Source organism: Isoptericola sp. MSGPD8_1_ISO-PGPR-S23-394, assembly GCF_058072785.1.
Genome location: NZ_CM176517.1, coordinates 2,381,042 through 2,395,405 on the forward strand (window position 1 = coordinate 2,381,042; position 14,364 = coordinate 2,395,405).

The window sequence follows — 14,364 nt, forward strand, 5'->3', positions numbered from 1 at the left end:
ACCCATTGTCACCCCGTCTCCGCCGCCTCGCGCAGGCGTTGCGAGATGACGGTGGTCACACCGTCACCGCGCATCGTGACGCCGTAGAGCGCGTCCGCGACCTCCATGGTGCGCTTCTGGTGCGTGATGACCACGAGTTGGGAGTCCTCCTGCAGCTCGCGGAAGATCTCCAGCAGGCGACCGAGGTTGACGTCGTCCAGCGCGGCCTCCACCTCGTCCATCACGTAGAACGGGCTGGGCCGGGCCTTGAAGATCGACACGAGGAACGCCACGGCCGTCAACGACCGCTCGCCGCCGGAGAGCAGCGACAGCCGCTTGACCTTCTTGCCGGCGGGCCGGGCCTCGACCTCGATCCCCGTGGTGAGCAGGTCGCCGGGCTCGGTGAGGACCAGCCGGCCCTCCCCACCGGGGAACAGGCGAGAGAAGACCCGCTCGAACTGTGCGGCGGTGTCCTGGTACGCCTCGGCGAACACCTGCTGGACCCGCTCGTCGATCTCCGCGACGATCTGCAGCAGGTCCTCGCGCGAGCCCTTGAGGTCCGCCAGCTGCTCGGTGAGGAAGCGGTGCCGCTCCTCCAGGGCAGCGAACTCCTCCAGCGCCAGGGGGTTCACCGTCCCGATCCGCTTCAGCGCACGCTCCGCCGCGGCGAGACGCTTCTCCTGCTCCGCCCGCACGTACGGCACGGGCTCGGGGTCCGGGTCCTCCTCGGCGGCGTCGGGCGGCCGCGGCACCGGCACCTCCCGGTGGGGCCCGAACTCGTCCACCAGCGCCTCGGGGTCCGTCCCCAGCTCCTCGACCGCCCGGGCGTGCAGCTGCTCCAGACGGGCGACCTGCTGGGCACGGGCCACCTCGTCACGGTGGGCGACGTCGGTCAGGTCGCGCAGCTCGCGGGCGAGCCGGTCGACGTCGCCCCGCACCGTGTCGACCTCGACCCGCTGCGCGTCGCGGTCGGCCTCGGCGGCAGCACGCTCAGCCGCCGCGCGCTCAGCCGAGCGGGACAGCACGTCCAGCGCGGTGGCGACGTGCGTGCGCACCGTGGCGGCGCGGTCGGCCTCGGCAGCCCGGCGCCGTGCCCGTGCAGCGGCCTGCTCCCGGGCGCGCCGCTCCTGGGCGGCGGCCCGCGCGAGCCCCTGGGCGCGCCCGGAGACCGCACGGGCCCGTTCCTCGGCGGTGCGCAGGGACAGCCGGGCCTCGGTCTCGGTCTGACGCGCCGCGGTCGCCTCCTCCTGGGCCGCGTCCCGCGCCGTCGTCGCCGCGGCCACGTCGAGCTCGGCGGCGTCCGCGGAGTCCTGGCTCTCGGCCACCTCCAGACGTCGCACGAGCGCGTCGAGCTCGGTGGCGTCCGCCCGACGACGGTCGGTCGCCTCGGCCAGAGCGCTCCGGTGGCGTTCGGCCTCGGTCTGGGCGTTGGCACGCGCAGCACCGAGCGTGCCGAGCTGCTCGGCGACGGCCGCCATCGCGGCGTCGGACTCGTGCAGCCGCGCGAGCGTCGCGTCGTGGCGCGCCTGCGAGGCCTCCAGCTCGGTGCGCGCGTCGCCCAGGCCGGTGCGGGCGCGATCCCCCCGGCCGACGGCGTCGTCGAGGCCGGCGCGGGCCTCGTCGAGCGCGCTCGTCAGGTGCAGGACGCTCGGTGCGCCCGCCGATCCTCCGGACGCCCGGGTCGCCGCCAGCAGGTCCCCGGCCCGGGTCACCGTCACGACGCCCGGGTGCTCGGCGACGAGCGCGCGAGCCTGGGCGAGGTCCTCGACCACGACCACGCCGGCCAGGAGGGCGCGCAGCGCTCCGGCGGCCTGGCCGGCGGCCGTCACCACGTCCACCGCACGACGCGCGCCGGCCGGCAGCGGGACGTCGAGGTCTCCCGTGGCACCGCCGTCGGGCCCGCCCACGACCAGACCGGCGCGACCGGCGTCGTCGTCACGCAGGAGGCGCAACGCGTCGACCGCTGCCTCCAGGCTCTCCACCGCGACGGCGTCGGCGAGCGGGCCCAGGGCGGCGGCGACGGCCTCCTCGAAGCCCGCCTCCACACCGAGCAGCGCGGCGACGGAACCGAGGACGCCGGCCGGGTCGGCAGCGAGCAGCGCCCCCGCGCCGTCCTTGCGGTCGAGACTCAGGCTGAGCGTCTCGACGCGCGCCGCCCAGGTGGCCCGGTCCGTCTCGGCGGACGCGAGCTCCTCCTCGAGGCGGTCGACCGCCTGCCGCGCCTCCGCCAGCGCCGCCACGGCGTGCTCGTGCTCCGCGTCGAGTCCCTCCTCGCCGGCCTCGGCGCCCAGCACCTCGCGCTCCAGCTCCGCGAAGCGGTGCGCGGCCTCCTCGGCCCGGCGCTCCGCCGCCGCGAGCCCGGCGTGCACGCGCTCGATCTCGGCGTCGGCGGCCTCGACCCTGCTCCGCCGAGCGGCGACCTGCCCGGACAACCGGGCCAGGCCCTCGCGGCGGTCGGCGGCACCGCGCAGCAACGTGGCGAGCTCCCGCTCCGCGGCAGCGGCCGCCTCTTCGGTCCGGGCACGCTCGGCCTGGGCGTCGTCGAGGCGGGCCAGTGCGATCTCGACCTCGTGCTGCAGCTCGGTCTCCGACGCCCTGGCCCGCTCGGCCTGGGCCTCGAGCTCGTCAGGGTCCTGGCCGCGGTGCTCGGGCTCGGCCGTACCGAGCAGCCGGACCCGTTCGTCGGCCAGGGACGCCAGGCCGCGCAACCGCTCCCGGACGGCGCCGAGCGCGTGGAAGGTGTCGGCGGCCCGGGACGCGGCCTGCGTCGAGGCGGAGGCCGCGACCTCCAGCCGGGCGAGCCGCTGCCGGGCGGCGTCGAGCTCCTGCTCCGTCGCGGTCCGACGGCGGGCGAGGGCGGCCTCGTCGGCCCGTTCCTGCTCGAGCTGGGCGCCGAGCTGGGCGAGGTCGTCGGCGAGCAGCCGGGCGCGGGCGTCGCGCAGGTCGGCCTGCACGGTCCGTGCCTTGCGGGCCGCCTCGGCCTGCCGGCCGAGCGGACCGAGCTGGCGACGCAGCTCCGTGGTGAGGTCGGTCAGGCGCGCGAGGTTGCCGGCCATCGCCTCGAGCTTGCGCAGCGCCTTCTCCTTGCGCTTGCGGTGCTTGAGGACACCCGCGGCCTCCTCGATGAAGCCGCGCCGGTCCTCCGGGGTCGCGCGGAGCACCTGGTCGAGCTGGCCCTGGCCGACCACGACGTGCATCTCCCGGCCGATGCCCGAGTCGCTGAGCAGCTCCTGGATGTCCAGCAGACGGCACGAGCTGCCGTTGATCGCGTACTCCGAACCGCCGCTGCGGAACAGCGTGCGCGAGATCGTGACCTCGGTGTACTCGATCGGCAGCGCACCGTCGGTGTTGTCGATGGTCAGCGAGACCTCGGCGCGGCCCAGCGGCGGGCGGCCCGAGGTGCCGGCGAAGATGACGTCCTCCATCTTGCCGCCCCGCAGCGACTTGGCGCCCTGCTCCCCCATCACCCAGGAGAGGGCGTCCACGACGTTCGACTTGCCCGAGCCGTTGGGCCCGACCACGCACGTGATGCCGGGCTCCAGGTTCAGCGTCGTCGCCGAGGCGAACGACTTGAAGCCCCGGAGCGTCAGCGTCTTGAGGTGCACGTGCCGAGGGTATCCGCCGCCGGGCCGGATCCTGCGCATCTGGACCGGCTCCGCCGTCACCTGCTGTGGGTATGAGAAGTGCCGCCCTGGACGGGTCCAGGGCGGCACTTCTCATACCCACAGCGGGGAGGGGATGGTCAGGGCTGGGGGAACCACAGCGCGATCTCGCGCTCGGCGGACTCCGGCGAGTCCGAGCCGTGCACGAGGTTCTGCTGCACCTTCAGACCCCAGTCGCGGCCGAGGTCGCCGCGGATCGTGCCCGGGGCGGCCGCCGTCGGGTCCGTGGCACCGGCGAGCGACCGGAAGCCCGCGATGACGCCCTGGCCCTCGGCGACGACCGCCAGGACGGGCCCGGAGAGCATGAACTCGACCAGGGGGGCGTAGAACGGCTTGCCCTCGTGCTCGGCGTAGTGCTGGGCGAGGAGGTCGGGGGTGGCCCGCTTCAGCTCGACGGCGGTGAGCGTGTAGCCCTTGGCCTCGATGCGCCGCAGGATCTCCCCGGACAGGCCGCGGCGGACGCCGTCCGGCTTGACGAGGACGAGGGTGCGCTCGGGTGCGGGGGTTGTTGCGTCGGTCATGCCGCAAACACTATCCGGCCCGGTCAGGTGTTCGGTGCCGTCTCCGGGTGGGCGGCGTCGTAGGCGGCGCGCTCGCGGTCGATCCGTCCGCCGAGCCGCAACGAGACCACCCACATCGCCACGAAGATCGCACCGACCAGGAACATCATCGGCAGCAGCAGACCCATCGCCAGCACGGGCACCTGGGCGACCGTCCCGGCCACGTAGCCCCCGGGGCGCGCCACCGTCCTCGAGAGCACCACCAGCACCAGGAAGAGCACCCCGGTCACCGTCCAGAGCGCGGCCACGGAGTCGAGGACGAGCGGGCCGCGCTCGTACGCCGAGCCCCGCAGCCCGTACAGGGCGAGGGCGGCGAACAGCACGGCGAACGCCTCCAGCTGCAGCACCGTGGCCGTGAACTGCACCTTGGCGGGCTTGCGGGGCTTGATCGTCTCGCCGGGGCGGGGGCGGTCGTCCTTCTTGCTCACCGGTCCACGATATCCGTCGGAGCCTCGGTCCCGTGCCCGACGCCGGCCGGCTCGCGTGCCGCGACCTTTGCGGGGTCCTCCACGGCCTCGCCGCGCGCGACCATCCCGGCGACGTCGGAGAGCTTGATGACCGGCAGGAACAGCGCCAGGACGAAGCCCACCAGCACCAGCGGCACCAGGTACCAGAAGGACGGGGCCAGCGCGTCGGCATAGGCGTCGATGACGCCCGTGTGCAGCGGCTCGGGCAGCTCGGCGACCATGGCGGGCGTGAGGCTCGCCTCGGTGCCGGCGTCGGCCGCCCCGGGCACGCCCGCGAAGACCGTGCCGAGGTTGTCGGTGAGGCGGGAGGTGAAGATGGTGGTGAACAGCGCGACGCCGATGGAGGCACCGACCTCGCGGAAGAAGTTGTTCGCGCTGGTCGCGGTCCCGAGCTCGCTCGGGTCGACGGCGTTCTGGACGGCGAGCACCACGACCTGCATGACGAGCCCCATGCCGGCGCCGAGCGTGAAGATCATCGCGCCGAACACCCACATGGAGGTGTCGCCGGCGAGGGTGGTCAGCCACACCATGCCGACGGCGACCACGGCCAGACCGACGACCGGGTAGGCCTTGTACCGCCCGGACCTCGCCACGGCGAACCCGGAGACGATCGACGTCAGCATGACGCCGGCCATCATCGGCAGCATGAGCCAGCCGGACTCGGTCACCCCGGCTCCGGTGGACATCTGCAGGAAGGTGGGCAGCATCGCCATGGCGGAGAACAGACCCATGCCGAGCACGAGCCCGATCAGCGTGGTGATCGTGAACGTCCGGTTCTTGAACAGGCGCAACGGGATCAGCGGCTCGGCGGCGTGGTTCTCGACCACGACGAAGGCACCGACGGCCGCTGCGGTCAGCAGGACGAGACCGACGAGGCGGCCGTCGGACCAGTCGTAGCCGCCCTCGGCGAGCGACTCCCAGCTGGTGACGAGCACGATGCCGGTGGTCGCCACGGCCATGGTGGCGATCCCGGCCCAGTCGACGGGCCTCGACGACCGGTGCGACGGCAGCCGCAGCGTGAACCAGGCGATCGCGAAGGCGGCGATCCCCACGGGGATGTTGATCCAGAAGGCCCAGCGCCAGCCCGGTCCCTCGGTCAGCCAGCCGCCCAGGAGCGGGCCCAGCACGGCGGAGACGCCGAACAGCGCGCCGAGCGGACCCATGTACTTGCCACGCTCCGAGGCGGGCACGATGTCGGCGATGATCGACTGCGACAGGATCATCAGCCCGCCGCCGCCGAGGCCCTGGACCGCCCGCCACAGCACCAGCGTCAGCATGGAGTCCGCGAGCGCCGCGCCCGCGGAGGCGAGGGTGAAGAGCCCGATCGCGACGAGGAACGGCCAGCGCCGCCCGTACAGGTCGCCGAACTTGCCGTACAGCGGCATCCCGATGGCCACGGCAAGGATGTAGGCGGTGATGACCCAGCCCTGGTGGGCCACGCCGTCGAGGTCGCCGACGATGGTCGGCATCGCGGTGGAGACGATCGTCTGGTCGAGCGACGACAGGAACATCGACGCCATGAGGGCGCCGAAGATGAGCCAGATCGTGCGCTGCGTCAGCACGACGAGCGGCTTGTCCGGCGCGGGGGCGGGGGCGTGGGTCATGGCGGTACCTCGTTCGGGGGCGGTGCGGGGCGGTGCGGCGTGGGGCGGGGGCGGTGCGGTGCGACGTGGAGTGCGGTGGCCAGGGGTCGTGGGGTCAGGCGGTGACGACGGCCGCGATCGCGGTCAGCGCGGACCGGAGATGGTCGGTGACGTCGTCCTGCCGCCCGGCGCGGTCCCAGTCGTCGAGCGCGGCGCGCACCAGGAGGAAGACGACCGTGGTGCAGGTCGCCGGGTCGGCCGGCAGCGGGCGGTGGGCGTGCCGCTGGGCGAACAGGTCCTCGATCTGGTTCTTGTGCCGCTCGAACCAGGCGAAGTGGCTCGCCAGCAGCCGTGGTTCTGCCTGCACGAGCTCGAGGACCCGGGCGGGTGCGTCCGGCGCGGAGCCTGCCACGGCCCCGAGCAGGGCCGTCGCGAGGATCTCCAGGTCGGCGGTGAGCCGCCCGGTCGGGCCGCCGGCGACGAACTCGCCGCGGAACCCGGCATCGAGGTCGAAGGACCCCTGGCCGAGCACCGCGTCGTCCTTCGACTCGAAGTAGTTGAAGAACGTGCGCGGGGAGATCCCGGCCGCCTCAGCGATCGCCTCGACCGTCACCGCGTCGAACCCGTGGGCGAGCACAAGGCGTTGCGCGGCGTCGACGATGGCGTCCGCGCGGGCCCGCTTCTTGCGCGCCCGCAGGCCGAGGTCGTCCGAGGTCGGAGCATTCACACGACAATCATGCATCTACTGCAAGTTTGCATCAACTGCAATATTGCGTGGCCTGGCTCACACCTCGCCGAAGCCGCCCTCCAGCAGACCGACGACGACGGCGACGGCCGCCTCCGCCTGCGGACCGCGAGCGGTGACCCGCACCACGTCACCCGCCGAGGTGCCGAGCGACATGAGCTGCAGCACGCTCGTGGCGTCGGCGCCCTCGATGGTCACCGGCACGCCCAGGTCGGCGACCGCGCGCGCGACGACCGCGGCCGGCCGGGCGTGCAGACCCAACGGGTTGCGCACGGCGACGGTCACGCTGATCTCGTCCGCGGCCCCCGACGACGTCGGCCCCGGCACGGGCACCGCCTCCCCCGACGCCCGCGTCGCCGCCACCGCCGGGCTGTCCGCCGTCCCCGCCGTGTCCGCCTCGACGAGCTCCAGGACAGGTTCCGGACCGATGGACCGCACCGCGGCCTCGGCGGCCTCCGCGACGGCGTCGAGCGTCGCGCCCTGCTGCGCGGTCACCGCCGCGGAGACCGCACCCTCGACGAACGGGGCCGAGACGAACCGTGTGCGCGCCGGCAGGTCCGGGTCCAGCTCGAACGCCGACTCGACCGTCAGGACCGCCGAGCCCAGGTCTGCCAGGACCACGACCCCGTCTGCCTCGGCCAGCGCGCCGGCCAACGTCTCCTGCACCCGCGTCAGCGACGTGCCCAGGCCGCCGTCGACGTCGCCGGCCGCACACCGCACGACCACGTCCGGCGCCATCTGACCGGCGAGCTCCGCCACTCCCTCGGCGAGCCGGACCGAGTGCGCCACGAGGACCAGGCCGACCGTCACGCGCCGGGCCCCTGCGCCGCGCCGACGGCCGCGGCCAGGAGGATCGCGGTCGAGCGCGCCCCGGGATCCTCGGTACCGGCGCTACGCTCACCCAGGTACGAGGCCCGGCCCTTGGTGGCGACGAGCGGGACGGTCGCCTCCGCGCCGGCCGACGCCGCCTCGGCCGCCGCCCGCAGCACGTCGACCGCGTCCTCGTCGGTCCCGCTGCCGATGGCCGCCGCACGTTCGGTCGCCTCGGCCGCCGGCTGCCAGGCGTCGACCATCGTCTTCTCGCCCGGGGACGCCTTGCCGCGGGCGACGATGCCCTCCAGCGCCGCCTCGACGAGGGCGACCACACCGGAGGGACCGAGCACCGTGCGGTCGGTCACCTTCGAGGCGCGCAGCAGAGCGGTCCCGTAGAGCGGCCCGGCCGCCCCGCCGACCGTCGACATGAGAGTGGTGGCGGCGAGGTGCAGCACCTGCCCGACCGTCTCGCGGCGCAGGAGCGAGGGGTCGTCGAGCCGGTCGGCCACCGCCTGCATCCCACGGTCGAGGTTGACCCCGTGGTCGCCGTCGCCCACCCGGCGGTCGAGCTCGGTCAGCTCGTCCCGGGCGGACCGCACGTCCGCCGCGGCGACGTGCATCCAACGTTCTGCCCAGTCGACGTCCAGCACGCTCACCAGCGTAGCGCCGTCGTCCGGACCGGGGCGTCCCACAGCGCGGTCAGCTCCTCGTCCAGGCGCATGACGGTGACCGACGCCCCCTGCATCTCCAACGACGTGACATAGCTGCCGACCAACGAGCGCCGGACCTCCACCCCTCGCTCGGCCAGCATCTCGCGGGCACGGGCGTAGACCACGTACAGCTCGCTCGACGGCGTGCCGCCCATGCCGTTGACGAACAGCAGGACCGGCTCCCCCGCCACGAGCTCCAGGTCCTCCACGACCGGGTCGACGAGACGCCGGGTGATGTCGCTGGCCCCCGACGCCTGGACACGGTGCCGGCCCGGCTCGCCGTGGATCCCGATGCCGACCTCGACCTCGTCGTCCTCCAGGTCGAAGCTCGGCCGGCCCACGTGCGGCACCGTGCAGGCCGTCAGCGCGACGCCCATCGAGCGCACCGCGGACACCACCCGCTCGGCCAGCGCGGTCACGGTGGCCAGGTCGTCGCCCCGGGCGGCCGCCGCCCCCGCGATCTTCTCGACCGCGAGAGTGCCCGCGACGCCGCGCCGTCCGGCCGTGTAGAGGGAGTCCTCCACCGCGACGTCGTCGTTGACCACGACGCTGGTGACCTCGACGCCCTCGGCCTGGGCCAGCTCGATGCCCGTCTCGAAGTTGAGCACGTCGCCGGTGTAGTTCTTCACCACCGCGAGCACGCCCGCGCCGCCGTCCGCGGCGATGATCGCCGCGGCGACCTGGTCGGCGGTCGGCGAGGTGAACACCGCCCCCGGTACCGCGGCGTCGAGCATCCCCGCGCCGACGAACCCGGCGTGCAGCGGCTCGTGGCCCGAGCCCCCGCCGCTGACCACGGCCACCTGACCCGGCGGCGTCCCCCCCGCGCGCTGCACGAAGGTCGGGTCCTCGTGCAGCGTCACCTCGTCGGCGTGCGCCTGCGCGAACCCCCGCAAGGAGTCCGTGACGGCTTGTGCCGGGTCGTCCAGCAGCTTCTTCACTCGGACCATCCCCTTCGGTCGTCCCTGGGCCCATCCAACACCCACGGGACGAGCCCCGCAGCATCCGGGCTGCGCGACCGCCCGACCGTCAGCCGCGACCCAGCAGGATCCGCGCGTCGGCGACGGTGATGACCGAGCCGGTCACCACCACGCCGGTCCCCGTGCCGACGCCGACGACGTCGTCCGCCTCCGCGAGGTCGGTCGCCACCTGCAGCGCGGCGTCGAGCCGCTCGGCGGTGTGCACCCGGTCCTCGCCGAAGATCTCGCGGGCCACCTCCGCCACGGCGAACGGGTCGGCGGAACGCTCCGAGGAGTTGCGCGTCAGCACCACGTGCGACAGCGCCGGCTCCAGCGCCGCGAGCAGGCCTTCGGCGTCCTTGTCGGCCATCACGCCGACGACGCCGACCACGGCCCGCAGGCTGAACGACTCGTCCAGGGCCGCGACCAGGGCCTCGGCGCCGTGCGGGTTGTGCGCGGCGTCGACGAGCACGGTGGGGCTGGAGCGCAGCAGCTCGAGGCGACCGGGCACCGAGACGCCGGCGAAGGCCGTCTCCACGACGCCCCCGTCCAGCGACCGCCCACCGAGCATCTGCTCCACCGACACCAGGGCGAGCAGCGCGTTGTGCGCCTGGTGCTCCCCGTGCAGCGGGACGAAGATCTCCGTGTACGTCGCCAACGGCGTGCGCAGGGAGACCATCTGGCCGCCGACGGCGATCTGCCGTGCGACCACGTCGAGGTCGACGCCCTCGCGCAGCACCCGCGCACCGACGGTCACGGCCCGCTCGGCGAGCACCTCGTCGACCTCGGGCCGCTGCTCGGCCACGACGGCCGTCGCCCCCGCCTTGATGATCCCCGACTTGACCTCGGCGATCTCGGCCGGCGTCGACCCGAGCCACTTCTCGTGGTCGACGCTGATCGGGGTGATCACCGCGACCTCCGCGTCCACCGTGTTCGTCGTGTCCCACGTGCCGCCCATCCCGACCTCGAGGACGGCTACGTCGACCGGGGCGTCCGCGAACGCCGCGAACGCCAGCCCCGTGAGGACCTCGAAGAAGTTCAGCCGGGACTGGCCGGACTCCTCGAGCTCGGTGTCGACCACCTGGACGTAGGGGAAGACGTCCTCCCACACCTCGACGAACCGCGCGGCGCTCAGCGGTTCGCCGTCGACGCAGATGCGCTCGGTGACGCTCGTCAGGTGCGGCGAGGTGAACAGGCCGGTGCGCAGCCCGTGCTCGCGCACGAGCCGCTCGGCCATCCGCGCCGTCGACGACTTGCCGTTGGTGCCCGTCAGGTGGATGGCACGGAAGGACCGTTGCGGGTCGCCGAGCAGCTCCAGGAGCCGGGCGACCCGGTCGATCGTCGGCGACACGTCGTGCTCCGGGGCCCGGGACACGATGTGGGCGTAGACGCGTTCCAGGTCCTCGCGCGCGGCGGCGTCCTCCGCCGCCTCCCGGGCGGCCTTGCGCTCGGCGGCCTTCGCCTTCTTCGCGTCGCTCATGCGTCCCCCTCGTGCTTCGTGACGGCGACCGCGCGGTCGCCGCGATCGGTGCCGGTCACCGTCAGCGTGACGGCCAGCGTCTCGCGCGTCACCAGCTCACGGTGCGCCTCGACGTCGGCCACGTGCCCGGCCGGGACGTCGAGGGCGAGGTCGATCCGGTCGCTCACCTCGAGACCGGCCGCCTTGCGGGCGTCCTGGACGTCGCGGACGACGTCGCGGGCGTACCCCTCGGCGCGCAGCGCGTCGTCGAGCGCCAGGTCCAGGACGACGAACCCGCCGCCCGGCAGCACGGAGGCGGCCACGTTCTCGCCCGCCTCCTGCCCGACGACGGTCGTCAGCTCGTACTCGGTCTCCAGCAGCGGAACCTCGCCGTCGGCGGTCGCCACCACCACGACCCCGTCCGCGACGTGCCACGCACCGGACTTGGCGGCCTTGATGACGGCCTGCACGCCCCGGCCGAGGCGCGGGCCGGCCGCGCGGGCGTTGACGGCGAGCCGCTCGGTGATGCCGAACCGCTCGGACGCGTCGGCGTCGGCCGTCACGAGATCCACGGCCTTGACGTTGAGCTCGCCCGTCAGCAGGGCCGTGTAGTCGGCGAGCGCCGCCGGGTCCGGGACCGCCACCGTGAGACGGGACAGCGGCTGGCGCACCCGCAGCTGGTTCGCCTTGCGCAGCGCCAGCGTGGTGGAGACGACGGCGCGGACCTCGTCCATCGCGGCCACGAGCGCGTCGTCGGCCACCAGTGCGGCCTCGGGCACGCGGTGAACGGCCACGGCGTACGTGCCGTCGGCGCCTTCGAACCGCTCGCCGACCTCCTGGTCGGTGGCCGGCCAGTCGGCCAGGTGGACGGACCGCCCGCCGGTCAGGCCCCGCCAGATCTCCTCGGTCAGCAGCGGCGTGAGCGGTGCCATGACGCGGCACAGCACCTCGAGCGCCGTGTACAGCGTGTCGAACGCGTCGGCGTCCTCGGCCCAGAACCGGTCCCGCTGGGTGCGCACGTACCAGTTGGTCAGCACGTCGAGGTGCTCGCGCACCGACTCGCACGCCCCGGAGATGTCATAGGCGTCGAGCTGCGCCGTCACCGTGCCCACGAGGTCGTGCGTGCGTGCCAGCAGGTACCGGTCGAGGGCCGGCAGCCCGGCCACCCGCTCCGGCTCGACGGGCTGCGCGGCGTACCCCGCTCCGGACCCTTCGACGCCGGCCGCGCCCGCGGCGCTGTTCGCGTACAGGGTGAAGAAGTAGTAGGTGCTCCACAGCGGCAGCAGCACCTGCCGGACGGCGTCGCGGATGCCCTCCTCGGTCACGACGAGGTTGCCGCCGCGCAGGATCGGCGAGGCCATGAGGAACCAGCGCATGGCGTCCGAGCCGTCGCGGTCGAAGACCTCCGAGACGTCCGGGTAGTTGCGCAGCGACTTGCTCATCTTGCGTCCGTCCGAGCCCAGCACGATGCCGTGCGAGACGGCGGTGCGGAACGCCGGGCGGTCGAACAGCGCGGTCGCGAGCACGTGCAGCGTGTAGAACCAACCACGGGTCTGGCCGATGTACTCCACGATGAAGTCGCCCGGGTAGTGGTGCTCGAACCACTCGCGGTTCTCGAACGGGTAGTGCACCTGCGCGTAAGGCATCGAGCCGGAGTCGAACCAGACGTCGAGGACGTCCTCGACCCGGCGCATCGTCGACTTCTCGGCGTCGGGTCGCGGGTCATCAGGGTTCGGGCGCGTCAGGTCGTCCACGAAGGGGCGGTGAAGATCCGGCTCGCCGGCGGCGTTGCGCGGCAGGCGGCCGAAGTCGCGCTCGATTTCGGCGAAGGAGCCGTAGACGTCGGTGCGCGGGTAGGCCGGGTCGTCGCTCTGCCACACCGGCACCGGGGAGCCCCAGAAGCGGTTGCGGGTGATCGACCAGTCGCGCGCGTTCTCCAGCCACTTGCCGAACTGGCCGTGCTGGATGTGGTCAGGCGTCCAGGAGATCTGCTCGTTGAGCTCGAGCATCCGGTCCTTGACCTTGGTGACCTCCACGAACCACGAGGACACACCCATGTACATCAGCGGCTGGCGGCAGCGCCAGCAGTGCGGGTAGGAGTGGTCGTAGGACTCGCGGCGCAGCAGCACAGTGCCGGTCGTGACCGACCCGGCGTCGGCCTCGCCCCGGGTGCGTGCCTTGAGGTGGTCGATGATCGGCAGGTTGGCGTCGAACACCTGCAGGCCGGCGTACTCGTCGACCGGGTGCGTGAACTTTCCGTCGGCCCCGACGGGCATCACGGAGGCGACGCCCTCGCGGTCGCAGACGATCTTGTCGTCCTCGCCGAAGGCGCCGGCGGAGTGCACCAGGCCCGTTCCGTCGGTGGTGGTGACGAAGTCCGCCGCCACGACACGGTGCGCGCGCTCGCGACCCTCGTAGTAGGAGAACGGCGGGCGGTAGGCGGCCTCCAGCAGGTCGGCGCCCGTCAGACGGCCGACGACGCGCGGCTCCTCGGCACCCTCGTCGGTCAGCTCGCGGGCGTAGTGGCCCAGCCGCGCCTCGGCGAGGACGTACCGCTCGGTCGAGCCGCTGTACGCCGACTCCACGACGACGTAGTCGATGTCCTCGCCGACCATGACCAGCAGGTTGGAGGGCAGCGTCCACGGTGTCGTGGTCCACACGAGCAGCTTGTCGCCGGGGCGCACCGCTTCCGTGCCGCCGTCAGGCACCGACGTGACCTCGAAGCCCACCGTGACCGCCGGGTCCTGGCGGTTCTGGTAGACGTCGTCGTCCATGCGCAGCTCGTGGTTGGACAGCGGCGTCTGGTCGTTCCAGCAGTACGGCAGCACCCGGAAGTCGGAGTACACCAGCCCCTTGCGGTACAGCTCCGCGAACGCCCACATGACCGACTCCATGTAGGTCGGGTCGAGCGTCTTGTAGTCGCCGTCGAAGTCCACCCACCGTGCCTGACGGGTGACGTAGTCGCGCCACTCGGAGGTGTACTTCAGCACCGAGCTGCGGCATGCGTCGTTGAACGTCTCGATGCCGAGCTCGAGGATCTCGTCCTTCGTCTTGATGCCGAGCTGGCTCATCGCCTCGAGCTCGGCCGGCAGGCCGTGGGTGTCCCAGCCGAACCGGCGCTCGACCCGCTTGCCGCGCATCGTCTGGTAGCGCGGCACGACGTCCTTGGCGTACCCCGTCAGCAGGTGGCCGTAGTGCGGCAGCCCGTTGGCGAAGGGCGGGCCGTCGTAGAAGACGAACTCGTTCTCGCCGTCCTGCCCGGCGTCGTTCTTTGCCACCGAGGCGCGGAACGTGTCGTCGGACGCCCAGTAGGCCAGGACGTCCTGCTCGATCGCGGGCAGGCGGGGCGAGGCGGGGATGCCGAACGCCTCGCCGGGTGTCCCGGAGGACGAGGGGGCCGAGCGGTGCAACGGGTAGGCCATGGGTGGGC

At 73.3% G+C, this 14,364-nt stretch carries 10 protein-coding genes; all 10 read right to left on the bottom strand.

Annotated features, from left to right (window positions below; translation table 11 throughout):
* Positions 1-8: 8 nt before the first annotated feature.
* Entirely contained in the window at positions 9-3,584 is a 3,576-nt protein-coding gene (gene smc / locus AC3RJ8_RS10945; RefSeq protein WP_489712658.1) for a chromosome segregation protein SMC, read from the bottom strand.
* Between the two features lie 137 nt (positions 3,585-3,721).
* Positions 3,722-4,162, bottom strand: a complete 441-nt coding sequence (gene ndk, locus AC3RJ8_RS10950) for a nucleoside-diphosphate kinase (RefSeq protein WP_407318333.1) — start codon at positions 4,160-4,162, stop codon at positions 3,722-3,724.
* Between the two features lie 23 nt (positions 4,163-4,185).
* A complete protein-coding gene (locus AC3RJ8_RS10955; RefSeq protein WP_489712659.1) occupies positions 4,186-4,629 on the bottom strand; it encodes a DUF4233 domain-containing protein in 444 nt (147 codons plus the stop codon).
* Complete coding sequence (locus AC3RJ8_RS10960) at positions 4,626-6,272, bottom strand: MDR family MFS transporter (RefSeq protein ID WP_489712660.1); 1,647 nt, start codon at positions 6,270-6,272, stop codon at positions 4,626-4,628. The genes AC3RJ8_RS10955 and AC3RJ8_RS10960 overlap by 4 nt, the downstream gene beginning before the upstream one ends.
* A gap of 94 nt (positions 6,273-6,366) precedes the next feature.
* Positions 6,367-6,978, bottom strand: a complete 612-nt coding sequence (locus AC3RJ8_RS10965; protein WP_489712661.1) for a TetR/AcrR family transcriptional regulator — start codon at positions 6,976-6,978, stop codon at positions 6,367-6,369.
* Between the two features lie 57 nt (positions 6,979-7,035).
* Positions 7,036-7,806, bottom strand: coding sequence for a dihydroxyacetone kinase phosphoryl donor subunit DhaM (dhaM, locus tag AC3RJ8_RS10970; RefSeq protein ID WP_489712662.1), 771 nt, complete (start codon positions 7,804-7,806; stop codon positions 7,036-7,038).
* Positions 7,803-8,429, bottom strand: a complete 627-nt coding sequence (gene dhaL, locus AC3RJ8_RS10975) for a dihydroxyacetone kinase subunit DhaL (protein WP_489715620.1) — start codon at positions 8,427-8,429, stop codon at positions 7,803-7,805. The genes dhaM and dhaL overlap by 4 nt, the downstream gene beginning before the upstream one ends.
* A gap of 32 nt (positions 8,430-8,461) precedes the next feature.
* On the bottom strand, positions 8,462-9,457 hold the full coding sequence (gene dhaK, locus AC3RJ8_RS10980) for a dihydroxyacetone kinase subunit DhaK (protein WP_489715621.1): 996 nt from the start codon (positions 9,455-9,457) through the stop codon (positions 8,462-8,464).
* Between the two features lie 88 nt (positions 9,458-9,545).
* Positions 9,546-10,955 carry a bifunctional folylpolyglutamate synthase/dihydrofolate synthase gene (locus tag AC3RJ8_RS10985; RefSeq protein ID WP_489712663.1) on the bottom strand — a complete coding sequence of 470 codons (1,410 nt, stop codon included), beginning with the start codon at positions 10,953-10,955 and terminating at the stop codon, positions 9,546-9,548.
* Positions 10,952-14,356: an isoleucine--tRNA ligase gene (gene ileS, locus AC3RJ8_RS10990; protein WP_489712664.1), complete on the bottom strand. Its 3,405-nt coding sequence runs from the start codon at positions 14,354-14,356 to the stop codon at positions 10,952-10,954. The genes AC3RJ8_RS10985 and ileS overlap by 4 nt, the downstream gene beginning before the upstream one ends.
* Between the last annotated feature and the right edge of the window lie 8 nt (positions 14,357-14,364).